The organism is Sphingobacterium sp. UGAL515B_05 (assembly GCF_033097525.1).
Taxonomy (GTDB): Bacteria; Bacteroidota; Bacteroidia; order Sphingobacteriales; family Sphingobacteriaceae; genus Sphingobacterium.
In genome coordinates, this window is the sequence record NZ_CP109907.1 from 5,969,006 (window position 1) to 5,993,013 (window position 24,008).

Below are 24,008 nucleotides of genomic sequence, written 5' to 3' on the forward strand. Positions count from 1 at the left end.
AATTTTACAATGACAAAAACACTTACCTGGATTGCATTATCCACAATTTTTCTATTTTCCATTACAATTTCATCTGCTCAGGAATTGACATATTCAAAGCCAACGAAGCAGGATAGCGTAATAGTATTACAAGACAGTTTACATATTAAAAAAAATCTTTTCAAACGAATTACGAGTTATTTTGAAGAGGCAAAAAAAGACAAGTCACAAAGTAAATTTGACATCTCATTTATAGGTGGGCCAAACTATTCTGTTGATACAAAACTTGGCTTAGGCCTGATGGCCTCAGGACTTTACAGAATTGATAAACATGATTTAAGTCTCCCGCCCTCAGATGTTGCAGTATACGCCAATATTACCACAAGTGGCTTTTTCTCAATCGGTGTCCAGAATACAACAATTTTTCCCGAGAATAAATATCGCCTGAATTACGATATGAATTTTAAATACCTACCGACCAGATTCTATGGGATTGGCTATGAGGCCGGCGCATCAGGTCTATATTCGCGATATGATGAATACCACTTGGGACTAAAATTCGACTTACAGCGAAAAATACTTCGCAATACGTATGTTGGATTAATATTCTCGGCGCAGAATATTCGCAGCAAAAACTTTGAGGATATCTCCTTTAAGCCTGACCAAAATACGACGAATACGGCGATAGGCTGGGGTCTTCTAGCATCCTACGACAGTAGAGACTTTATTCCTAATGCAAGTAAAGGCTTATTTATTCAATATGAACAAACATTCTTCCCGGCTATTTTTGGAAACGGGAATTTCTTTAATGCAATAAAGTTCACGACAAGAGCATATCAAAATTTATGGACAAACGGCCTTATTGCCTTCGATTTTAACGGAGAATTTAACAGTAGGGAAACTCCTTGGACAATGATATCAAAACTAGGTGGACCGCGGCAGATGAGGGGTTATTTTTTAGGGCAATACCGTGATCGTAACCAGCTCAATAGCCAGGTGGAATTACGGCAAAAAATACATGGCCGTCATGGTGCCGCGTTATGGGGCGGAGCCGGAAACGTCTTCGAATCCACAAAAAAAATCGACTGGTCACATACCCTTCCTACCTATGGCCTAGGCTACCGATGGGAATTCAAAAACAGAGTAAACGTGCGCCTTGACTACGGCTTTGGTAGAGGACAAAACGGTTTCTATTTCAATATTTACGAAGCATTTTAATGAAGACAATTACAAAAAATCCAATTGTTCTATTCTGGTACTACATTTTAGTAAATATGGCTCCCAGTTTCTATTTTGCTATGACCCAACCCGTAGATGGATTAGGAAAGTTGACTATCTTATTCTTTCCGTTGGGACTGTACATGCTAATTTTTTCTGTGTTAAAAAATACAGGATTTAGCCTGCTGCTAACCTTTCCACTCCTATTTTTACATGCTTTTCAGATCGTACTTTTCTACCTGTATGGTGAGGACGGAATCGCGGTGGATATGTTCCTCAATGTAGCCTCCACCAATACTTCGGAGATCAATGAACTGCTCAGCAGCCTATTACCCTCAATCGCCTTAGTACTCGTGCTCTACGTCCCGGTTCTGGTTTTCGCTATACGCCAATGGATCCAAAAGAGCTATTTAAGCAATATCTTTAGAAGGAAGACTCAACTGTCAGCAACATTATTTTTAGTATTGGCTCTATTGTTATCCGCATTCAGTACACTAAAAAATAACGATCCTCTTATCTTCAAAAACGACATATATCCGATTAATGCGATAAACAATCTGGTTTTGGCTATTAGAAAGATAGATAAAATAAAACACTATCGGGAAACTTCAAATTTGTTTAAGTTCGATGCAAAAAGGGAATCATCAGATCTTTCAAAAAGACAGATTTATGTACTAGTCGTTGGCGAAACTGGCAGAGCCGACAATTGGTCGCTATATGGATATCATAGAGAAACGAACCCCTGCTTAAAGCGGCAAAGAAACTTGATCGTATTTAAAGATGCATTAACTCAGTCCAATACAACACATAAGAGTGTGTCGATCCTCTTATCGGATGTCAAAATCACTGATTATAATAGCATATACAAAAGAAAAGGTATTGTTGAAGCTTTTAATGAAACGGGCTTCACCACGATATCCCTGTCCAATCAAGCTGAAAATGGCTCTTTTATCGAATATTTTACCAAGAGTGCAAAAGTGTATAAAACGCTTCGCACGACGAACAAAAAAACCGGAGTCACTCAAAATCATTATGACGAAGAGCTTATCCCTTTAATGCAAAAGCAGATCCAGGAAAATAAAGGTGACTTATTTATTTTACTCCATACCTATGGATCGCATTTTAAATACATGGATCGCTATCCCGAACAGTTCAGAAAATACATGCCCGACCATATCAGTAATGTCAGCAGATCTGAACAGGACAGACTGGTCAACGCCTACGACAATACCATCTTGTATACTGATCACTTTCTATCATCAACCATTGATGCCTTGAACAAAACGAGTGCAAAAGTCGCCCTATTATACACCTCTGATCATGGTGAAGACTTGATGGATGATAATAGAAACAAATTTTTACATGCTTCACCGACGCCTACATATTATCAATTAAGAATTCCGTTTATTATGTGGTTTTCAGATTCCTATGTAGCCGACCATAAAAATGCCATACAGGCTGCAAGAATAAACAGTAAAAAACCAATTTCAAGCAATGCCGTCTTCCACACAATGTTGAATGCGGCCCAGCTGTACAGCCCTTATTTGGATACCACACTATCATTAATTCATAAAGATTTTAAGATTGCCCCGCGCCTCTATCTTAACGATCACGATATCGCTGTTCCTTATCGAAAGATGAACCTGAAGCAAATGGATATCGAAATGCTTGAAAAGAATGGTATTAAAAATTAACAAACAATTTGTAGCGTCAGTTTACCACTGCGAATAGTACTATCGAAAATTAAAAATATAATGAATATAAAATTACAATCATGGCTTTTAGTCCTAGCCTTACTTCCTGCTGCGACAAAAGCCCAAAACGAGAAAGTAGAGGCCCTACCCCTAGGTCATATGGACCAATGGCTAAAGCGGGAAGTTAAAGAGTCATTTGTTATAGGCGGGAAGACACAATACCTCTATGAAATTACAGGTTCCAAAGAGAAGCTTCCGATCAATACGCCTTATCAAAATAAAAACTCACCATGGGCAACGTCGTCCGTATTGGCCACTGTTAGTGGGATCACCAAAGGTAGTGTGACAGTATTTCCGGAAATTCGGGACAAAGGCTATGCTGCTCGGCTCGAAACACGGATTGAGCGCGTAAAAGTATTTGGTGTAATAAACATTAATGTCTTAGCATCTGGAACCATTTTTTTAGGAGAGATGCTTGAACCCATAAAAAGTACAAAGAATCCTCAAAGTAAACTTATAACCGGTATTCCATTTTCAAAAAAACCAAAAGCCTTACAATTTGACTATAAAGTCATCACTGGAGGAGCTTCTAGATACGTCAATGGCTTGGGAAACGGTTCGGATGCAAAAAGAACCGACAAAGCCGAAATACAGATTCTTCTACAGAAAAGATGGGAAGATAAAGATGGAAATGTTTATGCGAAACGCATTGCTACGGGATGGAAATTATTGGATAAAACCGTAAGCAACTGGATAAACCAATATCGTCTACCCGTGAACTATGGAGATATCAGTAAACAAGGCTATTATACATCAGATATGCGGCTAAAAGATAATTCAGATGCTTATTATACTAGAAATAGCAAAGGTGCTATCGTTCCAATCCATGAAGTAGGCTGGGGAACTAAAGATGACGCCGTAACTCATTTAATTGTACAGTTTTCTTCTAGTAATGGCGGTGCTTATATTGGAAATACCGAGAGCCGCCTTTGGGTTGATAATGTTGGCCTGGTTTATGAGTAAAAGTGTAAAATTATAAATAGATTGTAAAAAGGATCAATACAGCTTAAAAATGCGAGTTCTAAGGATCTTAATTGGTGAATCCAAAGAAAAAAAATTGGCACAAACTCAGCGAGCCGCTGTATTCACCGCATAAATTTACATTCCTAAATAATAAGAAAGACCATCAAATGATGGTCTTTCTTATTACAAATCCTTCTGTAATAACTTATGTTGCGAAGCCGTAAAAATATTCCGGAAGATTATATTGATTTCATGATCAATGGCGGCCCCCGAAATTCCGGTATGCGGATAGAGCCTTATTGTATTTGTCAAGATAGATTCCACAAAATCTCGACTTTGCACCCCTATCTGTTCATAAATCGCTGCATTATCATTGCCATCATGAAGATTTACCCAAGAAAGAGCGGCCAAATTCATTACTGTTTCCCTCCGATTAACATAATCTTGCTGAAAGTCATCGAGTACCCTAAACGCTTCTTTACTTTCAGTCTTCTCCCATTTGGATTGATTGCTTTTTAACACAAATAGTTTTTCGATTAAATCCAGAAAGCGCTTATACATTCCCGTAAAGTTGGCCAGTAAAGTCAATTCCGCAAAAGGCATAAAGGGATATTGATACAACAGCTCGCTACGTGTACTTTTTGCCGCATCAATCTCAAAAGACTGCCTACCATCAACGAGTATGTCTTCCAGCGAAAAGGAATGCGAAGCCGTAGCCTCCAATCCAAATGTATCCCAGTCGTAATGCACCAGTACATGGTCACGATCCACAAAAAATGATTTTATCAGTGGTTCACCTTTTTCGTCCAAAACGGGTTTTCCTGCCTCCTGAATTGCAGCATTTAAGGTAAAATGGGTTAAATGAGGAGCTCCGGTAGCATATTTCCAAAAACCGCGGAGCCGATAATGTTCCCCTTCACGTGTAGCTGTACCTGATGCCTGTCCACTGCCGCCAAAACAAACCCGATACGTTTTGAAAATCTGATCTCCTAAAACCGGATCAATAAAACCGACAAAGAGATTTGCTCCCGAGCATAACGTTACTGTCCAGGCTAATCCCCCATCCCAATAAGCCAGGTCAGCCAATAAATTGAACCCTTCAGGTAGACTTAATCCCAATCCACCCAATGCAGGTGGAACCCAGATCTTAAACCATTTCCGACGAAAAATGAGCTCGAGTTGTCCATCCGACAATGTTTTCTGATGGATTCCCTTAGTCTGATTATCTTTCAGAATGGCGATATCTTCGCTACTGAGTTGCATATCTTTCTTCACTTATTATTCTCCTCCAATTAAAATATCCACTAAATGCCATAACAAATAAAAACAAAGTCAAACCCGAATAAAGAAATAACCCTTTATGGATCAATAAAGGAATTGCCATCAGATTACTAATATTCAACAATATCCAATTTTCTATCTTCCGTTTTGCCAATAACCACATCCCTGCCCAAGCGGTACAGGAAACTGCAGAGTCCCAAAGCGGTACATCCGAATCCGTTAAATGTACCAATCCGAAATAAAACAACAGAAAAGCGAGAGCGCAGATTCCCCCTACTATCCACCATTCTTTCGGCTCACAATGCGTTATGGGAGCAGCAACATCACTACTATATTTCCAATAGATCCAGCCATAGATGCTCATGACCAAATAATAGAGATGTAGCAATATTTCTGCATATAGTTTCGCATGGAAGAGTACGTATACTGAAATTAAGATACCAATAATCCCAAAAATGTAATTGATCGATTTATTTTGACGGGAAAACCAAACCTGTAAAATACCAAAGGATACCCCTAACCATTCCGCGATGGTGGCCTGTTGGATCTGTTTTATAAAAGCTTCGAAAATTGTTTCAGAAGTCATCGCCTTGTTTATTATTTCGTGTAATTCATAATAAACCTATGGGAGAAAAACGGACGTTTTTATTGAAATTAAATCCCTACGCCAGCATTACCTGGATCAGGTATATAAAAGCGATTGTATAAGGAGTTACAATCGCTTTTATTGGGTATAATCTCAGCCGAGAATGACCATGGTCATTCCAAGCACCCCATAAGTATATTTTCTGTCGAATTGATTATTCTATATCAATCAATTTCAACGCTTTGTGCGTCCGCGTACGCGTTTCTTTACATAGTTGCGCATCATCGTTCAATGATTTCCCATGTGAAGGAATCATTTCACGTAGTTTTTTACGGTATTCATCTGACTTCGCACGTTCAGGGAAACATTTCTTCAACAGGCTGATCATGATAGCAACTGACGTCGAAGCACCAGGAGAAGCTCCTAATAGCGCAGCAATAGAACCATCTGCACTAGAAACAACCTCTGTACCAAATTCCAAAATTCCACCTTTCTTTTCATCTTTCTTGATGACCTGAACACGTTGTCCTGCTTTCTCGATAACCCAATCCTCCAATTTAGCTGTAGGCATAAATTGTTTTAAAGACTCTAGTTTATCTTTTGGTGACTTCATGACTTCAGTAATAAGATACTTCGTCAAAGGTAAGTTGTCAAGTCCGGCGGATAACATCGGGCGGATATTGGACAATTTGATGGAAGCAGGTAGATCGAAGTAAGACCCCTGTTTTAAGAATTTAGTCGAGAAACCTGCATATGGTCCAAACAATAACGCTTGTTTGCCATCAATATAACGTGTATCTAAGTGCGGTACAGACATTGGAGGAGCACCAACAGAAGCTTTTCCATACACTTTCGCATGATGTGTATTTATGATCTCTTCATTTACACAACGTAGCCATTGGCCCCCTACAGGAAATCCGCCATAGCCTTTCGCTTCTGGTATTCCAGATTTTTCCAACAACAACAACGAGTGGCCACCGGCCCCAATAAATACAAACTTTGCTTTGATTTCTCTCTTTGTTCCTATCTTTAAATCTTTGACCTCCACTTCCCAACGGCCATCGTCTTCACGTTCGATGTCGATTACTTCATGGTTTAAGGAGATCGAAATATTTTCTTTATTTTCAAGGTTAGCGATCAAATCACGTGTCAACGACCCAAAATTAACATCGGTACCCAGATCCATTTTTGTCGCAGCAATTTTTTCATCGGCCTCGCGTCCTTCCATCATCAATGGAATCCACGATTTCAACAATGCCGTATCTTCGGTATACTCCATCCCTTTGAACAAGTTTTGGGTCGTCAATGTTTCCCATCTTGTCTTTAGGAATTTAGCATCTTTTTCACCAAAAACCGCACTCATGTGTGGAATACTACGGATAAAATTTTCAGGTTGGGCAATAATGCCTTTATCAACGAGGTAGGACCAAAATTGCTTAGACACTTCAAATTGCTCAGCAATTTTAACTGCTTTATCAATCTTTACAGAACCATCTTTCTGTTCGGGGGTATAATTTAACTCGCATAAGGCAGAGTGACCCGTGCCAGCATTATTCCAAGCGTCAGAACTTTCAGCAGCCACAACATCCAAACGCTCAAGAATTTCAATATTAACGTCTGGGCTTAATTCATTGATTAGAGTACCCAAAGTAGCACTCATAATACCGGCGCCGATCAGAACAACGTCAACTTCTTTATTTGATTTTTTGCTCATGTTTTTGTGATTGATGCAAATTTAATATAGTTTTTGGTAAACGTCCAAGTCTTTTGTCAAAAAACTGTACTTTTTAGAACCACTTATTCAAAAATACCATTGATTTATTAAAATAATCCTAAGTGAGCGATCGCTTACCGTAAAATTCTAAAATTGTTTCCGGAAAACACTCCCCCACTCCAAGATAAACACAAGGTCAGCACACAATGTTTTCCTATTTTAAACCGTTATTTATCGAAAGATTTTGTGTTATAATATAGTTTTAACATTTTTGCAGAACATCGAAAGGCAATAGTGTATACAATAGCTAAAAAACAAGATCATTTATTCGCTGATACGATGGTATCGAAAAAACACAAGCACTGTGGCATAACCAAGATAAACCAAATGGAAACGAGTTCATGTTTCGTATTGAATTCCAGTAACAGACAGGCTGTGAGAGAAAGACAGGGCGTTGAAAATGGACATAAATGCCTAAGTGTGAATAATTGAAGAACAAATAACTTATACAGATGAAAATACTTGAAGGAAAAATTGCTTTAGTAACAGGAGCATCAAAAGGAATCGGAAGGAAAATTGCAGAAGTGTTTGCACAACATGGTGCTAACGTCGCTTTTACATATCTTTCTTCTGTCGAAAAAGGACAGGCGCTGGAACAGGAGCTTCAGGCTTTCGGTACCAAAGTGATTGGTTATCGCTCTGACGCTTCAAAATTCGAAGAAGCAGAACAATTAATCAACGCGATCGTTGCCGATTTTGGAGGATTAGATATCGTTGTAAATAATGCCGGTATCACAAAAGACGGCTTGTTAATGCGCATGACCGAGGAGAATTGGGATGATGTATTAAATGTCAACTTAAAATCCGTCTTTAACGTTACAAAAGCCGCTTCGAAAATTATGATGAAAAACCGTAAAGGTTCATTTATCAATATGTCTTCAGTTGTGGGCGTTCAAGGAAATGCTGGTCAGGCAAATTATGCGGCATCAAAAGCCGGTATTATCGGGTTCACAAAATCTGTCGCAAAAGAGTTAGGTTCTCGTAATATCCGTGCAAACGTAGTTGCACCAGGTTTTATACGCACCGAAATGACAGATGTATTGGATCCTAAAGTTGTGGCTGGATGGGAAGCCGGGATTCCATTGAAACGTGCTGGAGATCCAGAAGACGTTGCCAATGCTTGTCTCTATTTAGCATCTGACTTATCGGCATACGTAACCGGACAGGTTCTACCTGTTGATGGTGGTATGTTATAAAAATTAACAATGTGAGGTCAAATTTTTTAAATTTGACCTCACATTGCCCCTTATTTATCTTTACTGCCCTACTCCGATCTATCCCTTAAACCTCAATATACTGAACACAGAGGGCTTTCCCTTTCCTTCTGATTACAGAATTTACAACCTCTGCATACCTGTATTGTTAGTACTAGCAAATAGCTTCAATAGATCTCCGATAAGAAGGAATCTATAAGTCCTCACAATATTTCCAAATTTTAGTTAATTTTGTCCATTAAATTTTTAAATGCCATGACGAACTGGAAGGATTTTTTTGAGATTAAAACCGAGGATGATTTTAATCAACATTGTTTAGATACCTACCAATTCCAAAGTCAGCATTGTAAGATTTACCGTGACTATATAAGGATCCTAGGAAAAGAAAAATCCCCGATACAGCACTATACCGAGATCCCCTTCTTGCCTATCGAATTTTTTAAAACCCAACAGGTTATCGCAGCTGGAATGGACGCCGAAATTGTGTTTTCGAGTTCGGGGACAACAGGTATGGTTACCTCAAAACATTTGGTCGCCGACCTCAATATTTACGAACGTACCTTTCGTCGGATTTTTGAAGATTTTTATGGTCCGCTGAGTAATATTGCAATTCTGGCACTTCTACCCTCTTACCTCGAAAGAAGCGGTTCTTCTCTAATCTATATGATTGATGATCTCATGAAGCAAAGTGAGCAACCAGAAAGTAACTATTTCCTCTATAACCATCAAGAACTATACGATACACTTGTTGAACTCAAAAATAAAGGAACAAAAACAATCCTCTTTGGAGTGACTTACGCGCTGCTCGACTTCATCGAACACTATGCCTTCAAATTCCCTGAATTGATTATCATGGAAACTGGAGGTATGAAAGGTAAGCGTAAGGAAATGGTCAAACAGGAAATTCATAAACTTCTGGAAGATGCATTTTCCGTAAAAGGAATTCATTCTGAATATGGTATGACAGAACTTCTATCACAGGGCTATTCTGTGGGACAAGGGATTTTTCAGCTACCGAAATGGATGAAGATATTAATACGCGACACAAATGATCCATTGAGTTTGATTCCTTTGAATAAAACCGGCGGAATTAATGTCATTGATCTCGCGAATCGTTATTCTTGCTCATTTATAGCAACACAAGATTTGGGCAAGGTTTATCAAGATGGTTCCTTTGAAATATTAGGGCGTTTTGACCAAAGTGACATCCGCGGTTGTAATCTATTGGTTCAATAACGATCTGTAATTATCAACCGAACCGGATTTATCCAATGAGTATCATTCCTCCGAGGAAAACTAAAATTAAAGTTTAGCCCTGTATTAGATTAGCTCCATATTAGATACGATTACATCACAATTGCCAATATCAAAAAAAAGACACCTGCTCAGACGTAATGACCAGGTGTCTTTTTTAGTATAAGAATATCCTCCTATTTCAAACTCGGATCCTCAAAGGTATTGCCCGATCGCATATCGCCCGAATCATATCCTTTTTTAAACCAGGCCATACGTTGTGCAGATGTACCATGTGTAAATGATTCAGGAACAGCATACCCTTGGGCCTCTGTTTGTAATTTATCATCCCCAACAGCTTCGGCAGCTTTCATACCATCCATAATATCATTATAATCAATTTTTATATCGGTTAAATCATTGATGTAATGCGCCCATACACCAGCATAAAAATCCGCTTGCAGCTCGGTCATAACGGAGATCCTGTTATTTTCACGCTCGCTCAGTTTCCCACGGGCTTGATTGGTCTTCGGCAATAATCCCACCAATTGTTGGATATGATGTCCGACTTCATGCGCAATTACATACGCCATGGCGAACTCTCCTTTTGCACCGAATTTATCCGAAAGTTCTCTACTAAAGCTCAGATCCAGGTAAATCTTTTGATCACCCGGACAATAAAAAGGTCCGTAAGAAGCCTGCCCCATACCACAACCATCCGTTTGTGTTCCCCCATCGTAAAATACAAGTGTTGTAGGGGTATAATTTTTCTGCATCTGCTCTTTAAAGAGCTTTGCCCAAACATCCTCGGTACTCTGAAGTACAGTTAACGAAAATTCAGTTAGTCTTTTTTCCTCAGGATTTAACTCACGCGGCTGTCCCGACTGTTCAGTTTGCGCCCCCATATTTTGGGCTTGCTGTAAGAGTTGCATCGGATCTCCACCCATCAAAAATCCAATGACCAAAACAATAATTCCACCAATTCCTCCTAAAGCAATTTTTCCTCCCCCCGACATTCCGCGACGGTCCTCAAAATTACCACTTTGCTTGCCTCCTTGCCATTTCATAGTATTCCTATATTACAGTTAATAATCTTTTCTAATGTTGGTTAAACACAAATTCGGTACCAATGTTCTACATGGAGTAAATTTATTTGAAGAAAAAATTCACTCCACTTTACCTCATAGCCCGCATCCTATAAATAAATTTACCAGCAAACAAATGAAAGCCATAAGCAAAAACAATGCTTTATAAGAGTAAAAACAGGAATTATTTCCCTAAGTCGTGATATTCGTCATTGTACATCAAAGCAAATTTGGCTAAGTTTGGGCTTTCAAAAAAACTGACATGAAATTAGAAGAACAATTACAAGCGAGAGCTGGCGGAAAATGTGAGCTGACAGGCGAAGATGCCACTTTAATTGCCTACACATTACCTCCGGAAATAACATCAAATTTGGACAATACTTTACTGATTTCAGAAACATTGGTCAATCAGCTCAACAAAACGGAACAATTAAATCCCGACGACTGGAAGTTTCTTCCTAATGCCATGTGGTCCGAAAACCCATCGGTACAAATTGTATGCTGGCGCATGTTAAATCGATTAAAAAATGAAGGCTGGGCTTCTGAAGCACTGGATATCCTCTATCTTGACGATGAAACACTATCGGAAGCGAAGAAAACTGGAGATCATGAAAATGATGGCTATGTTTCTTTTCATGAAGATAGCATCGGACAACGACTATTGGAGGGCGATACAGTTGTTCTGACAAAAACGCTTGACGTGAAAGGTTCCTCCTTAAAAGCGACTTTAGGCACCGTGGTTAAGAATATTCGACTGGTAGCAGACAATATCGAACAAATTGAAGGAAAGATTGAGGGTCAAACAATCGTTATACTGACCAAATATCTCCGTAAACAAAATTAAACTAGATTTTTCGTCTAAATAATAAAGGTTTAAACTGGGGTTCACTCCCGTTCAAGCCTTTATTATTTAGCGAGATAGCTCTCACTATTGCGGATAATTCCGTACAAATTCAAAACGATAGTTTGGATGTTGTTTAAGACTATCGATCAAATCCGATAAAAGACGCTGTCCTTTTTTCGTTTGATACATATTGTCATGTGTCAATAGCACAACATTATTTTTCGTATAAGATGTACCTTTACGAAGCAAATTCTTCATCTGGGTATACAATTGATTCACAGATAAATCCGGTTTCCCAGTTACCCCATTTATTTTCCACTCACAGTCCCAACCAATTACTTTATAACCGTTTTGATGTAATAACTCAGCCGTCGAAGCCCCACTTTTCAAATCCACCTTTTTACGGTCTCCAATATACCAAATATTTCGTCCTGGTAAACGTACGATTTTATGTTCCAAACCCAGTGATTGTTCAGCAAGTTCAAAATCCTCAAAAGCCGTCTGAGCGTTCGAATAAAAAGTAGTGTATTTGTTGTGCGCGTGCCAGTAACTATGGTTATAGCAATCTACTAGAGGATTATTCTTATAGCGTTCCGTAAAGCTGTGCAATTTTTTACTCATTTTATCATGATTACCAATCAGAAAAGCATTGATCTTAATGCCTTTCGCCGTCGCAATGGAATCAAGGTGTTGACTTCCATTCAGGGGACCATCGTCAAAGGTGAGATAAATATAACGAGGAGAAACAGTATCGGTCAATAAAACAGTCGTATCTTTAGCTCCCTTATAAGCCACATTTTCTTCCATTTTTGTAATGGTATCCTTACGGAGGGAATCGACTTTACTTATCGAATCTTGTACCACCAATAAACTGTCTTTTTTTGGTGGCATTGAATCGACAGCCCCTATAGTTTGCACCTTATTTGTTCCACTTTGGTTGCAGGAGTAAAATCCCAAAATAGATATACTCAACCCAACCCATACAACACCTGAATTAACCACTTTTCTCATCACAAAAATTAACTTTCACATTACAATTATTTCTCCAACACTTAAAATCGCAATAAATGAGCTGATTTTAATCACTTGTAGCGCAAAATTAATATATTTTTCATTAATCAGGCTGTTATGTTATTTAATTTATTGTGCATGCACAATAAAACTTCATGATCCGCTAGCACAATTAGCCATGAAAGTAGACTGAAAGTTATTTCCGACCAGTAACCGATCTCGACAAGCGCATTGATACCTAAAAGAAACACAAATCAGTAAAATAGAAAAAAGGAACCTATACGATATAGATTCCTTTTTGTTCATGTAATTCAAAATACCGGATCAATCTCTATGTCTTCCACCATGACCTTTACCGCGTCCATGACCAAGATCGTTGCCACGACCATGACCATTCCCTCTATCATACCGACGGCTTTCACTCCATGAATGTTTGCGCCTTACACTACGTTCGCTGGCAAATGAATACCCGCTACCACCGTGGTGGTTGTCACGGATAGATACTTGTCTTCCACGGTAACCGCCATAACGGCTTCTATACCGATCATGGTGATGCCAAGGTGTGCGATCGTTAATAACCACTTTATGAGCCCGATAAAAATCGTAATGCCTGTATCTCCTCGGTAAACTTGCTCTTCTTACCCAGCCGCCATTATCATAATAAACGTAACATCTCGCAGGTACATCGTAATACATATTGTACTCAGGAATATAATAATAGCGGGCATAATCATAACCTGCTGGCCCCCAGCTTGGCTGACTCCCAATATTGACACTAATACTGACTTGCGCTTGTGCAGCTCCTGCCGTAAAAAGGCCTGCAATAATCGCCGCCGCGTAAAACAATTTTTTCATAAGTAGCTCCTCCCTCTAGTTTGTAATTTCTTCTTTACAATACGACAACAAACAGTGTGCAAAAGATTAATGCTCAAATGTTAATTTTTGTTAACACAGCAATAAGAGCTTCATTTTAAATAGGTTGAACATGATTATAGTAAACAATAAAACCGCAAACTTTTTAGTAGGATCAGTTGTTCAGATCATACAGACTTTAATGAACTAATCACAATGAGTATATATAACGTAGGAATATTGGTCGGTAGCTTACGAAAGAAATCTTACAACAAAAAAATTGCGCAGTTTATTCTTGAACAAGAGGAATCTAAATTTGGCTACCGCATAATTGATATCAGCGAACTTCCCTTATATAATCAGGATTTTGACGATGTAGGAAATCCTCCTCCGAGCTATGTACGATTTCGGAAAGAGGTCGCGTCCCTGGATGCAATACTTTTTATTACCGCAGAGTATAATCGTTCTATTCCTGCAGTTTTAAAAAATGCGATTGACGTAGGTTCAAGACCCTATGGAAAAAATAAATGGGATGGTAAACCTGGCGCAATAATTTCTTCATCAACGGGAGTTTACGGTGGCTTTGGCGCCAACCACCATTTACGTCAATCGCTGGTCTTCGTCAATATCTTAACCATGCAGCAACCCGAAGCTTATTTGGGCAATATAACAACATGTATTGGTCCCACTGGGGCTATTGAATCACAAAAAACCAAAGATTTTCTACGCAGCTTTAAAAATGCCTTTGAGCAATGGGCTGAGCGAATTATACATACAAAAGGTCAGGATTAAATCCTGACCTTTTGTATGTATAATCAAATTATTCTAGTCCTGTTCATCACTGACGTCATAGTTCCAATGTTGTAATTTTTCCTGCAAGATCCGCGATATCTTATTGAAATAGCGCTTTTGCTTATAGCCCATTACCCATTGTACACCCTGTACAGCATTGGTACAGAAAATCTCATCCGCCCGTTTCATGATTTCGGGGCTTATCTGTGCCTCAACCACCTCTATACCTTCATCCTGTGCCATGTCCATGACTACCCGGCGCATTACTCCTTCAATACATCCTTCGGATAGCGCTGGTGTATAAAGTACCTTTTCATAATAGACAAAGATATTTGAAATCAAGGATTCACATAGATAGCCTTCCTGATTTAGAATCAATACATCATCAAAAGCCATTTTCTTTTTATAGATGCCAGCTAACACGTAAATCTGCGCATTTAAAGATTTAATCTTGGAAAGATCGCTATACGGTTTTTTGAATTCATTGTAAAGTCCTACAATCAAACCGACCTTCTTATCGCGAAGATTAGGTTCTATGCGCTGCACCTGCAAAACAAAACCAGGTTTATTACTCGTTGGACTGTACAATCCGCCTCCAGATCTAAACACGATCAATCGGATACGAACCTGCTGCCCCAACATATTGTTTTTACGGATTAATTCTTCGGATCTCGAACGAATAAAAAATTCATCGAATAGATTCGCATCATCCAAATGAATCAACTCCATTCCTTTCTGTAAACGCTCGACATGAAAATTTAGAAAGCGGATATCACCATCCTTATACAGCATCGTTTCGAATAATCCATCCCCATAACGGAAACCTCTATTCTCAATGCTAAATATTTCCTGATCTTCCGGCACTACACTGCCATTGAAATTGATATAGTTTGTTGGCATCTTAATTTTGTTCTAAATTTTAATCATTTTCTATAGCCATTGAATTTGCCGCATATCCGCGCCACTTTTCTAAAGCTAAACGAAAATCTTCTGGAAATGGTACCTCAAAATACATATTTTCTTTTGTCGTAGGATGGATAAATCCCAATACCTGCGCATGAAGTGCTTGCCGCGGCAGTAATGAAAAACAGTTATCCACAAACTGCTTGTACTTTGAAAACACGGTACCTTTTAAAATCTTATCTCCACCATACATTGCATCATTAAATAGCGGATGACCAATAGACTGCATATGCGTACGAATTTGGTGTGTACGCCCTGTTTCTAACTGACATTCAATTAAAGTAACATAGCCCAATCGCTCCAAAACTCTGTAATGTGTCACCGACCAACGCCCTTTGTCTTCACTGTCATACATCGCCATGATGCGTCTGTCTTTTAGATGACGTCCAATATAACCTGTAATTGTTCCGTCCTCCTTTAAATCACCCCAAACTAATGCAATATACTTACGGGTAATGCTGTGATCGAAAAACTGTTTTGCCAAAAAGGCCATTGATTTTTCATTTTTAGCAATAACCAATAGTCCGGAAGTGTCTTTATCGATTCGATGCACCAACCCCGGGCGATCGGAGTTTCCTGGTAACTGCGGCAACTGCTGTATATGATACGTCAATGCATTTACCAAGGTTCCCGTATAATTATTATATCCTGGATGTACGACCATACCCGCTTTTTTATTCACAATCAGCACGTCGTCATCCTCGTATTTGATATCTAATGGAATGTTTTCTGGATAAACTTCGTTATCCCGTGGTGGGTCAGGTAGCACCAATGTAATCACATCATCAGGTCTAACCTTATAGCTCGCCTTGATCTCCTTACCGTTAACCATGACAGAACCTGCTTCAATAGCATGCTGAATTTTGCTCCGCGTCGCATTTTCCACTCTGTTCATCAAGTATTTATCAATGCGGAGTAATGCTTGTCCCTTATCCACTTCAATACGTAGATGCTCAAATAATTCTTGTTCTTCCTGATCTTGCGATCCTATTTGTTCTGTCATGCTACAAAAATAAACCAAATGAAACAATTTTCGTTAAATTTGTTTTCATTTAATGTTATGTTGCCCTTCAAAATCCATAGCCCCGAAACTGAATTGTGCCTCCCGGCTTGGGAGAAGAAGCATATTAAAGTAACACTTAAGCGCGATGACCTCATACATCCGTTTATTTCAGGCAATAAATGGCGAAAATTAAAATATAATCTGGAAGAAGCCCTGCAGCTTCAGAAAAATCATCTTGTTACATTTGGTGGCGCATGGAGCAACCATCTTATAGCTACCGCTTGCGCCGGAGCTACCTTTAAGTTTAAAACAACCGCTTTTGTTCGAGGTGAAGAAGGGGTTAACAACCCTGTTTTAGCGATGTGCCGCCTTTTTGGGATGCAGCTCATTTACGTCGACCGCGAATCTTACCGAGATAAAGAAAGTTTATACAACACCTATTTTGGTCAGGATCCAACGACGTTCTATATACACGAGGGTGGTTACGGCATACTGGGAGCAAAAGGTTGCTCTGAACTCGTTGATGAACTCCAACATGAATACCAGCATATTTTTACCGCCTGCGGCACAGGAACAACATTAGCTGGAATAGCCAATGCGATAGAAAAACGAGATCTATTTACCCGCGTACACGGCATACCTGTTTTAAAAAATGGAGGATTTATTCAGGAGGAAGTCGATCAGCTTTACCCCAACATCACTCCTCCTATTTTACATCTTGATTATCATTTTGGTGGTTATGCAAAATCCAATACCGACTTACTCGCCTTTGTTCAGCATTTTATAGCTGCGACAGGAATCATGATCGAACCCACCTATACCGGCAAATTACTTTATGCCGTAGATGATCTGATCAAAAAGGACTACTTTACCCCCGCAGATCAGGTACTCGTTATTCATACTGGCGGACTTACAGGCCTACTTGGTATGTACGAACGTTTCAATTTTATTGATCTACATCAATAAATACGCTAGAACGCCGTACAGAGACATTTGATTGACATTTATTCAGCAATTATATCGTAAGTTTGACCAGATTTTAAAAGAAAACAGGAGGAAATCATGATTTCCCAAAGGTAAAAACGAGGTAGGTATCATGTGGTTTCGCCCTTACCTAACACCTCAAAAATTAATGATATAAAGATGAAAATATTAGCATTTGCAGGAACAAGCAACAAAAACTCAATCAACAAAACATTCGTCACAAGTATATCCAAATACTACAAAGAAGCTGACGACACGATCGAATTGCTAGACTTAAACCATTTTGAAATGCCTATCTATTCTTACGACAAAGAAGTGGAGCAGGGTATTCCTCAATTAGCGCATGACTTTGCAGCTAAAATGGATGCAGCAGATTTCCTTTTGATCTCTTTAGCGGAACACAATGGTTCATATACCACAGCTTACAAAAATATCGTTGACTGGGTTTCGCGTATTCCTAACCGTAAATTATTCAATGGCAAGCCTGTTTTCTTATTGGCTACTGCACCGGGTCCAATGGGTGGTGCCACAGTATTGAACACCGCAGTAAACCGAATCACTTGGGATGGCGCCGATATATTAGACTCCTTCTCCCTCCCTGAATTCCACAAAAACTTTGAAGAAGGTAAAGGTATTATCGATCCCACTTTAAGAAGTCAATTAGAAGCTAAAGTGCGCAAAACAAAACGTGCACTGGCCGAAAAATTAGCCGTGCAAGGTTAACAAAAGATTAACAAATAATCATTGCAAATACCTCTTTTAATATGTAAATTGAAAACCTATTAAAAGAGGTTTTTTGATATGGCAAAAAAAATATTACTACTTGTAGGAGACTTTGTAGAAGATTACGAAGCAATGGTTCCATTTCAAGCAATGGGTTCAATAGGATTGACGGTAGATGCGATTGCTCCGGACCGCAAAAGCGGAGATGTAGTTCCAACTGCAGTTCATGATTTCACTGGTGACCAGACGTATAAAGAACTGCGTGGACATAATTTTGCAATCAATAAAGATTTCGACCAGGTCAATGTCGAAGATTATGATGGCCTATATATTGCTGGTGGCCGATCGGCAGAATATATTCGACTCAACAAACGTGTATTAGAGATTACAAGACATTTCTTTGAGCACAATAAGCCTGTTGCGGCAATATGTCATGGCATCCAAGTGTTGACAGCGGCAAAAGTACTTGAAGGACGTACATTGACAGCATATGTTGCTGTAGGCCCTGATATCGAATTAGCGGGCGGCACATGGAAAAACATCCCTGCGGATCAAGCGGTGGTAGACGGCAATTTGGTCACCTCTCCTGCATGGCCGGGACATCAGGCAATTTTAAAAGAGTTTTACAAATTATTAGGTATAACAATTACAATTTAAGTGTTTTTAATGAAGAAGAATAAAAGGCTATGGCTTTTGGTCATACCGATTTTAGTGCTGTTGGGTTTTATTTTAAAAGATAGCTTCAATCAGAAAAGTATTGAGGATCTACCGGGAGGTTTTAAGGAAGTCGCTTTCGTCAGAAATGAACAAAATAAAGGTGGTATCATACGCATTTATGCCGTTACTGTAGGCGACCTGTTGAATGCGGATTATTCTGCTTGTCTTGATTTAATGCCTGTTAATGATTACGGAAGTACAACAACCGTGTATTTCTTCGATCGAAGTGCTCCTTATCCGACAAACTTGTCAATTGACACGCCACATTTTGACACGACGAAATACAAAGCGATTCAAATTTCCAAAAAATACGGAAAGAAGAAATAGACGAAACCAAACATAATGACATATCCCTCAAAGTCTGAATAGACCTTTGGGGGATTTTTTTTGCCATGCAGTGCAACACCTTGTGGCGGTTATTTCCCAGGAAAAAGAGCAGTGGCAAAAATGCACCTTTAAAACTATGGTCTACACACATGAACAAAAAATAACTTAATAATTCTTTAACACAAAAAAGTTCGATTATCCCCTGTAGAGCTATAGTTTTGCTTTTTAAATTTACGTATATTTAGCTATGGCGAAAAAATTTATTCCTAGAGACGTTAGTTGGCTGAGCTTTAATGGAAGAGTACTTCAGGAAGCTGCGGACGAGACTGTCCCTTTACCCTTAAGAATCAAATTTTTAGGTATATTTTCCAATAACCTCGATGAATTTTTCCGTGTACGTGTTGCAGGTCTAAAACGGGCTATAGACCTGAAAGACAAAAGTGCCAACCAATCCTTCTACGAAGACCCACAACTCATATTGGAAGAGCTCAATATCCGGGTAATCAAGCAGCAAAAGAAATTTGACAATACGTGGAATCGTATCCAAAAAGATATGGCCAAACAGAATGTCTATATTAAGACCAGTGAGGAACTGAATCCCGAACAACAACAATTTGTGAGTGACTATTATCAGGATGAGGTGGAATCGAACGTCATTCCTTTGATATTGGACGATATACGACCTATGCCCTATATTCGAGATAAGAGCCTTTACTTGGGTATTGCGATGGGAAAACAGGAATGGCAGTATGAAACTAAATTTGCACTCATCGAAATCCCTACCAGTCAAAATGGACGCTTCGTACAATTACCTTCGCCAAAAGATGAAAAGCATATTATACTTTTGGAGGATGTTATCAAGTTTAATCTTCCATTAATATTTTCCTATTTCGGTTTTGATGTATTCAATGCACATGTCTTTAAAGTAACAAAAGACGCCGAATTTGACATTGACAATGACATCAACACGACGCTCGTTGAGAAGATAAGCAAAGGGGTAAAAAACAGAAGAAAAGGTAAACCTACCCGGTTTATTTTCGATCAAGAAATGGACCATAAATTGGTAGAATTCCTGATCAAGAAACTTAACCTTTCAAAAAAAGACAGCATCATTCCAGGACAAAAAATACACAACTTCAAACACTTCATGGATTTCCCCAATGTGTTTAAATCCTACAATCAGCCCTTGGAACGAACGTCTTTTCCACATCCTTATTTCAAAAACTACGAACGTGTAACGGATACCATATTAAAAAAAGATGTACTGCTCTCCTTTCCATATCATGAGTTTAGACCGATCATCGATTTACTTCGGGAAGCAGCAATGGATCCCGATGTAAAAACGATCCAGATTACAGCATATCGTTTAGCTTCCAATTCCAAAATTGCAAATGCCTTGATTAACGCAGCCCGCAATGGCAAGGAAGTCACTGTGATGCTTGAACTTCGTGCAAGATTTGATGAAGAAAACAATTTGGACTGGAAAGAGAAACTTGAACTCGAAGGCATTAAAGTACTTACCGGTATCCCAAATAAAAAGGTTCATGCAAAACTATGTGTGATAAAAAAACGTATTGGAATGAAAACGATCCAATATGGCTTTGTCAGCACAGGAAATATCAACGAGAAAACGGCTAAATTATACGGAGACTATTGCCTCTTAACGAGTAATAGGGATGTTATTGCCGATATAAATAAGGTTTTCAATTACCTAAGACGTCCCAAATCAAATCCGGCTGAAATTATCAAAAATTGCAAAAGTCTTTTGATATGCCCAACCGATATGCGTAGAGAACTTCTACACTACATCGACCAGGAAATTACCGAAGCAAAGGCTGGTCGAAAAGCATACATCATTGTCAAGGTAAATTCACTCAGCGATAAAGAGATGATTAAAAAGCTCTATGACGCAGCAACAGCTGGTGTCAAAATAGATCTTATTATCCGGGGAATCTACTGTGCAACAAATCAAAAAACGTTTAAATTGCAAATGAACGCCATTTCAATCGTAGATGAATATTTGGAGCATGCACGTGTGATGTATTTTTATAATGCTGGTCGAGAGCAACTATTTATTTCCTCAGCGGACTGGATGACAAGAAACTTGGATCATCGTATCGAAGCCGCAGTAAAAATAACAAGCAAAAAAATCAAGGAGGATTTAAAAGAAATGCTTCAAATCCAGCTCAAAGATAATGTCAAAGCGCGGATACTCAATAATTCTCTGAGCAATCATTACGTCGAGAATAAAGAGGCACCATGTCGTTCACAGATAGAAATATACAAATACCTGAAAAAAAAATTAGCTGATCATTAGCAGTCTGTCTATCAATAGGAGCGCAAATTGATCAATAAACCGAACTGGGTTTTATACCTATTGATACAGACGAGAATCACCGTTTTTATTATATTAATTAAGACACAAGTTGTATCTTCATTCCATGAAATTCAACTTGTGTCTTACATTTGGCTTCAGCCTTTTCACACTTTGCCTCCGTGGGCAGGAAAAGATCATGCCTTCAGATTTTGTATACGTCAAGGACATTATCCCCACGATAAGCTTAGAAGTGCGTTATTTCGGCAGTCACAACTTCACCGGAAGGCCGATTAAAGGTTATGAAAAACCAGTCGCTATTTTAACTAAACGTGCGGCGCTAGCACTACAGCAGGTCGAGAACCATTTAAATAAAAAAGGTCTTGGCTTGAAAATATTCGACGCCTACCGCCCGCAACGTGCTGTTGACAACTTTAAAACATGGTCTTTAAACACCAATGATACAATTGCAAAAAAGGAGTTCTACCCGCTTATCAATAAGAAGAATTTGTTCAATCTAGGCTTTATTGCCTCCAAATCGGGCCACAGCCGGGGCAGTACAGTAGATCTCACGCTCATTAGCTTAAAAGATCAAAAAGAGATTGACATGGGTGGACCTTTTGATTTTTTCGGCGCAGTCTCACATCATCAGTACGCGGATCTGACAGCCCAACAGAAAGAGAACCGAAAGATCTTAAAAGAAGCAATGGCTAAATTTGGCTTTAAAGCTTATGATAAGGAATGGTGGCATTACACCTTGCAAGATGAACCCTATCGTAAAACCTATTTTGATTTTATCGTAAAATAAACATGTCTGTAAAGGAAACTTCCATCGAACACAAGGGCTTTTATGTCTTTCATTTTAAAGGCAACAAATCAAAACCCGTCTTTAGTTCCGAGCAGCAGCACATTTTATCAAAAGGTGAGCTCTATTCGCTCTGTTTAATAAAAAAAGGTGAAACTTCCTTCATCATTAATAATGAACGGGTACAAGTTGCTCAAAATCACCTATTGTTGACCAATCCTTCTTCGCGAGTTAATGGCTCTTCGGTCGTCAAATCTTGGGATTGTGAGGTTTATTTGATTTTCTTTACGCTGGATTTTAGCTTCAAACTGGATTTCCAGGAGGATTTCTTCGAAGTCACCAAGAAGTCTCTGGCCTTAAATGACAGCTACATTTGGTCGCTATCGAGCCAAGATTCGACGAACTTATCCAACTTATTTAAACAGTTTATTCATTACGATCGACAAGGGCCTAGCTATCTTTTCAAAAATCAGATCATAAAGTCATTAACGGAAATATTATTTTGCGAAATAGCCCGTCTAGGAAGCCAAAATATGCGAAATACGCCAGCTATTCCCTCTCGAAAAAGAGAGATACTTGCCAATTTCCATTTGCTCCTAAAGAAGTCGTTTCATAAAGAACACATGGTGCAATTTTATGCGATGGAACTTGGTATCACAGCAAAACACCTATCCGTAATTACGAAAGAACTAACCGGAAAATCAGCAATAGAACTTATTCAGAACGTCTTAGTGGAGGAAGCAAAATCGTTACTTTGCCAGGGGCTTTCCATCGGAGAAATTGCGGTGAAATTGCATTTCTCGGATCAATCCTTTTTTGGTAAATTCTTTAAGCGAAATGTTGGAATCTCGCCTAAAGAATTTCGTCAGAATCTTTATTTAAACAAAGGCGATTAAATCAAAGATACTTGTAAATTGTTGGTCTGCAGCGGATGTATCTTGCAATTTATCCTCACCCCAAGTCTGTCCTTTCAACCATAAGGTCTGGCAGCCGACAGCTTTGGCAGGTATCATATCTTTACTATAGGAATCACCCACAACCAATACCTCTTGCGCAGGAAGACCTATTTTAGTCACACCTAAAGCATAAATTGCAGGATCAGGTTTGCGTACGCCGACTATGGCCGACTCCACAACAGACTGAAAATAAGGAAAGATACCAAAATCGTCAAGTACTGATTTCAAATTACCATAAAAATTGGACACCATGACAATTGGATATTTTGCATAAAGTGAATTTAACAGTGGTTTTACCTGCTCAACTGTATTTTTCGCCAGCGAATAACCGTCAAAGGCTATTTTATGCGCTAGTGACCGATCTAGGTCGTACCCTGCAGCAATAAGATAATCAAATTGTACATTGAGCTTTGCTTCAAGTACTTCTAAAAAATTGAACTGCGGTTTAATGATAGGCTGTAAAGCCATCTGACGTTCCGCATAGGTATAGGCCTCCTGAAAAGCGTTCAAATTTACAGGAACCTGATATTTTTCATAACCCGACCAGATAACAGCTCCCCAGTGGCCCCCGTTAGTGTCTAAGGTTCCACCATAATCAAAAATAATCCCTTTAATATTAAACTTATTCAT

General features: G+C 38.9%; 23 protein-coding genes and 1 riboswitch. Of the genes, 14 read left to right on the forward strand and 9 right to left on the reverse strand.

The features are described from left to right. Positions 1 to 9: 9 nt before the first annotated feature. Genes OK025_RS25000 through OK025_RS25010 form a run of 3 tightly spaced genes read left to right on the forward strand, consistent with a single transcriptional unit; the run spans position 10 to position 3,914 of the window. Positions 10 to 1,197 carry a BamA/TamA family outer membrane protein gene (locus OK025_RS25000; protein WP_317667450.1) on the forward strand — a complete coding sequence of 396 codons (1,188 nt, stop codon included), beginning with the start codon at positions 10 to 12 and terminating at the stop codon, positions 1,195 to 1,197. Continuing rightward, complete coding sequence (locus tag OK025_RS25005; RefSeq protein ID WP_317667451.1) at positions 1,197 to 2,891, forward strand: phosphoethanolamine transferase; 1,695 nt, start codon at positions 1,197 to 1,199, stop codon at positions 2,889 to 2,891. Before OK025_RS25000 ends, OK025_RS25005 begins: the two co-directional genes overlap by 1 nt. Before the next feature lie 60 nt (positions 2,892 to 2,951). Next, a complete protein-coding gene (locus OK025_RS25010; RefSeq protein ID WP_317667452.1) occupies positions 2,952 to 3,914 on the forward strand; it encodes a PCMD domain-containing protein in 963 nt (320 codons plus the stop codon). A gap of 183 nt (positions 3,915 to 4,097) precedes the next feature. Here OK025_RS25010 and OK025_RS25015 read toward each other — a convergent pair whose 3' ends face one another. The 3 genes from OK025_RS25015 to OK025_RS25025 form a co-directional block, all read right to left on the reverse strand. Further along, positions 4,098 to 5,177, reverse strand: coding sequence for an acyl-CoA dehydrogenase (locus OK025_RS25015; protein WP_317667453.1), 1,080 nt, complete (start codon positions 5,175 to 5,177; stop codon positions 4,098 to 4,100). Further along, positions 5,164 to 5,781 (reverse strand): nicotinamide riboside transporter PnuC, encoded by a 618-nt coding sequence (gene pnuC, locus OK025_RS25020; protein WP_317667454.1) that lies wholly within the window; start codon positions 5,779 to 5,781, stop codon positions 5,164 to 5,166. The genes OK025_RS25015 and pnuC overlap by 14 nt, the downstream gene beginning before the upstream one ends. A gap of 55 nt (positions 5,782 to 5,836) precedes the next feature. Beyond that, positions 5,837 to 5,981: riboswitch (TPP riboswitch) on the reverse strand. Between the two features lie 14 nt (positions 5,982 to 5,995). Continuing rightward, complete coding sequence (locus OK025_RS25025; protein ID WP_317667455.1) at positions 5,996 to 7,495, reverse strand: malate:quinone oxidoreductase; 1,500 nt, start codon at positions 7,493 to 7,495, stop codon at positions 5,996 to 5,998. 512 nt (positions 7,496 to 8,007) lie between these two features. Between OK025_RS25025 and fabG the strand changes: the two genes are divergently transcribed. Beyond that, positions 8,008 to 8,751, forward strand: a complete 744-nt coding sequence (fabG, locus tag OK025_RS25030) for a 3-oxoacyl-[acyl-carrier-protein] reductase (protein ID WP_317667456.1) — start codon at positions 8,008 to 8,010, stop codon at positions 8,749 to 8,751. 273 nt (positions 8,752 to 9,024) lie between these two features. Continuing rightward, complete coding sequence (locus tag OK025_RS25035) at positions 9,025 to 10,005, forward strand: acyl transferase (protein ID WP_317667457.1); 981 nt, start codon at positions 9,025 to 9,027, stop codon at positions 10,003 to 10,005. Between the two features lie 194 nt (positions 10,006 to 10,199). On the opposite strand, the gene OK025_RS25040 is transcribed toward OK025_RS25035, so the two are convergent. Then, complete coding sequence (locus OK025_RS25040; protein WP_317667458.1) at positions 10,200 to 11,069, reverse strand: neutral zinc metallopeptidase; 870 nt, start codon at positions 11,067 to 11,069, stop codon at positions 10,200 to 10,202. 280 nt (positions 11,070 to 11,349) lie between these two features. Here OK025_RS25040 and OK025_RS25045 point away from each other — a divergent pair, with 280 nt between their 5' ends. Further along, a complete protein-coding gene (locus tag OK025_RS25045) occupies positions 11,350 to 11,931 on the forward strand; it encodes a PhnA domain-containing protein (protein WP_120334732.1) in 582 nt (193 codons plus the stop codon). An 84-nt stretch (positions 11,932 to 12,015) separates the two neighbouring features. On the opposite strand, the gene OK025_RS25050 is transcribed toward OK025_RS25045, so the two are convergent. Continuing rightward, positions 12,016 to 12,942 (reverse strand): polysaccharide deacetylase family protein, encoded by a 927-nt coding sequence (locus OK025_RS25050; RefSeq protein ID WP_317669787.1) that lies wholly within the window; start codon positions 12,940 to 12,942, stop codon positions 12,016 to 12,018. 324 nt (positions 12,943 to 13,266) lie between these two features. Next, positions 13,267 to 13,797 carry a hypothetical protein gene (locus tag OK025_RS25055; protein ID WP_317667459.1) on the reverse strand — a complete coding sequence of 177 codons (531 nt, stop codon included), beginning with the start codon at positions 13,795 to 13,797 and terminating at the stop codon, positions 13,267 to 13,269. A 213-nt stretch (positions 13,798 to 14,010) separates the two neighbouring features. On the opposite strand from OK025_RS25055, the gene OK025_RS25060 reads away from it, so the two are divergent. After that, the gene (locus OK025_RS25060) at positions 14,011 to 14,586 is read left to right on the forward strand and encodes an NAD(P)H-dependent oxidoreductase (protein WP_317667460.1); all 576 of its coding nucleotides are present in this window, start codon (positions 14,011 to 14,013) and stop codon (positions 14,584 to 14,586) included. Positions 14,587 to 14,619: 33 nt separating this feature from the next. On the opposite strand, the gene OK025_RS25065 is transcribed toward OK025_RS25060, so the two are convergent. Together OK025_RS25065 and OK025_RS25070 are read right to left on the reverse strand one after the other, a co-directional pair. Continuing rightward, positions 14,620 to 15,486 (reverse strand): aminotransferase class IV, encoded by an 867-nt coding sequence (locus OK025_RS25065; RefSeq protein ID WP_088161006.1) that lies wholly within the window; start codon positions 15,484 to 15,486, stop codon positions 14,620 to 14,622. Positions 15,487 to 15,505: 19 nt separating this feature from the next. After that, positions 15,506 to 16,552, reverse strand: a complete 1,047-nt coding sequence (locus OK025_RS25070) for an RluA family pseudouridine synthase (RefSeq protein WP_317667461.1) — start codon at positions 16,550 to 16,552, stop codon at positions 15,506 to 15,508. Between the two features lie 18 nt (positions 16,553 to 16,570). On the opposite strand from OK025_RS25070, the gene OK025_RS25075 reads away from it, so the two are divergent. The 7 genes from OK025_RS25075 to OK025_RS25105 all read left to right on the forward strand — a co-directional run bounded on the left by OK025_RS25075 (position 16,571) and on the right by OK025_RS25105 (position 23,318). After that, on the forward strand, positions 16,571 to 17,518 hold the full coding sequence (locus OK025_RS25075; protein WP_317667462.1) for a 1-aminocyclopropane-1-carboxylate deaminase/D-cysteine desulfhydrase: 948 nt from the start codon (positions 16,571 to 16,573) through the stop codon (positions 17,516 to 17,518). A gap of 177 nt (positions 17,519 to 17,695) precedes the next feature. Further along, positions 17,696 to 18,259, forward strand: a complete 564-nt coding sequence (locus OK025_RS25080; RefSeq protein WP_317667463.1) for an NAD(P)H-dependent oxidoreductase — start codon at positions 17,696 to 17,698, stop codon at positions 18,257 to 18,259. 78 nt (positions 18,260 to 18,337) lie between these two features. Next, the gene (locus OK025_RS25085; RefSeq protein WP_317667465.1) at positions 18,338 to 18,916 is read left to right on the forward strand and encodes a DJ-1/PfpI family protein; all 579 of its coding nucleotides are present in this window, start codon (positions 18,338 to 18,340) and stop codon (positions 18,914 to 18,916) included. Positions 18,917 to 18,925: 9 nt separating this feature from the next. Next, a complete protein-coding gene (locus tag OK025_RS25090; protein ID WP_317667466.1) occupies positions 18,926 to 19,303 on the forward strand; it encodes a hypothetical protein in 378 nt (125 codons plus the stop codon). Positions 19,304 to 19,550: 247 nt separating this feature from the next. Then, positions 19,551 to 21,620 (forward strand): polyphosphate kinase 1, encoded by a 2,070-nt coding sequence (gene ppk1 / locus OK025_RS25095; RefSeq protein ID WP_317667467.1) that lies wholly within the window; start codon positions 19,551 to 19,553, stop codon positions 21,618 to 21,620. Positions 21,621 to 21,744: 124 nt separating this feature from the next. Then, the gene (locus tag OK025_RS25100; RefSeq protein ID WP_317667468.1) at positions 21,745 to 22,425 is read left to right on the forward strand and encodes a M15 family metallopeptidase; all 681 of its coding nucleotides are present in this window, start codon (positions 21,745 to 21,747) and stop codon (positions 22,423 to 22,425) included. A 2-nt stretch (positions 22,426 to 22,427) separates the two neighbouring features. Further along, positions 22,428 to 23,318 (forward strand): AraC family transcriptional regulator, encoded by an 891-nt coding sequence (locus OK025_RS25105; RefSeq protein ID WP_201670649.1) that lies wholly within the window; start codon positions 22,428 to 22,430, stop codon positions 23,316 to 23,318. Here the strand turns inward: OK025_RS25105 and OK025_RS25110 are convergent. Continuing rightward, positions 23,301 to 24,008: an HAD family hydrolase gene (locus tag OK025_RS25110; RefSeq protein WP_317667475.1), complete on the reverse strand. Its 708-nt coding sequence runs from the start codon at positions 24,006 to 24,008 to the stop codon at positions 23,301 to 23,303. The two genes, OK025_RS25105 and OK025_RS25110, sit on opposite strands and share 18 nt — an antisense overlap.